Origin of the sequence: Subdoligranulum sp. APC924/74, assembly GCF_003324125.1 — a bacterium.
In the GTDB taxonomy this organism is placed as follows: Bacteria; Bacillota; Clostridia; order Oscillospirales; family Ruminococcaceae; genus Gemmiger; species Gemmiger qucibialis.
Genome location: NZ_PSQF01000185.1, coordinates 1 through 1362 on the forward strand (window position 1 = coordinate 1; position 1362 = coordinate 1362).

Here is a 1362-nt window from a genome sequence, read left to right on the forward strand (position 1 = left end):
GGGCGGTTATTCGGGCAAGTCCACCTTGCCAACAAAAGAATAATAAATCTCAATGTCCTGTCTGCGGGTCTTGTTCTCGTCATAGCTGCACTCATGCACAACAATTTTCTCTACAAACTCCCGCAGCAGAGTAGGGGTAAGTTCTTCAAAGCTGGTATGCCGCCGGACAACATTCATAAACTTTTCTGCGTTCACGGTGGCTTCCTGTGCTTTGGAAAGCTCCGCTTGGATAGCGGCGGCTCTTTCTTTCAGTTCCCGTTGCTCTGCTTCATAGTCTGCCGACAGCTCTGTGAAACGCTCGTCTGATATGCGCCCGGTCACGCTGTCCTCATACAGCCGCTTGAAGATAGCGGATAACTCGGCTATGCGTTTCTCGGCGGCTTCCAGTTCCTTTTTCTTGGCGGCGTTCCTGCGCTTGCCCCCGTCCTCGTTCTGCTCAATCAAGAGCTTCATAAACCGGGCTTCATGCTTTGCCGCATAGCTTGTCACTTTCCGCAGATTGGAGAGTACACCAGCGGTCAAGAGGTCGGTGCGGATAAAGTGCGCCGTACAGTCATAGGTGCGTTTCTTGTAGTTGCCGCAGATATAACAGTCCTGCTTGCGCTTGTCTGTCTGGTATCGCTGCTGATACATGACGCTGCCGCAGTCCGCACAGAACAGTATGCCGGAGAACAAGCCCACTTCATCATAGCGGTTGGGGCGTTTGCGCTGCTTGCGAAGCTCCTGCACCCGTTCCCATGTTTGCGTGTCTATGATAGGCTCGTGGTGGTTCTCGAAAATCACTTGCTTTTCCGGGGAATTTTCTACACTGTGCTTGACTTTGTAAGAAAGTTTTTCTGTCTTGAAGTTTACCAGACAGCCCGTGTATTCCCGGTTTTCAAGGATATGCACAACGGTATTGGTCGCCCACTTGCACTCATAGCCGGGGTGGTAGCGGCGGGTGCTGCCCGTCCTGCGGTATTCCAGCGTTCCCGGCGTGGGGATTTGCTGCTCTGTGAGCATACGGGCTATCTTGGTCGGACCATTCCCGGCAAGGCAGAAATTGTATATCTGCTTGACTACGGGTGCAGCTTCCTCGTCAATGATGAAATTTTCGTCCTCGTCCATGAGGTAGCCATACACAGGCTTGCTTGTGATAGGCTTGCCACTCATGCCTTTTGAGCGTTTCACTGCTTTGATTTTCTTGCTCGTATCTCTCACCAGCCATTCGTTAAAGATATTCCGCAGCGGGGCAAAATCATTGTCGCCCTGTGCGCTGTCCACTCCGTCATTGATAGCGATGAAGCGGACACCTTTCTGTGGGAAAATCATTTCCGTGTACATTCCCACTTGCAGGTAGTTTCGCCCTAACCTCGACATATC

Annotated in this window: 1 protein-coding gene; it reads right to left on the minus strand. The window is 51.8% G+C overall.

The features are described 5' to 3' along the window. Nucleotides 1-6 precede the first annotated feature (6 nt). Nucleotides 7-1362: recombinase family protein (locus tag C4885_RS16100; protein WP_242979624.1), on the minus strand; the 1356-nt coding region annotated here is incomplete at its 5' end.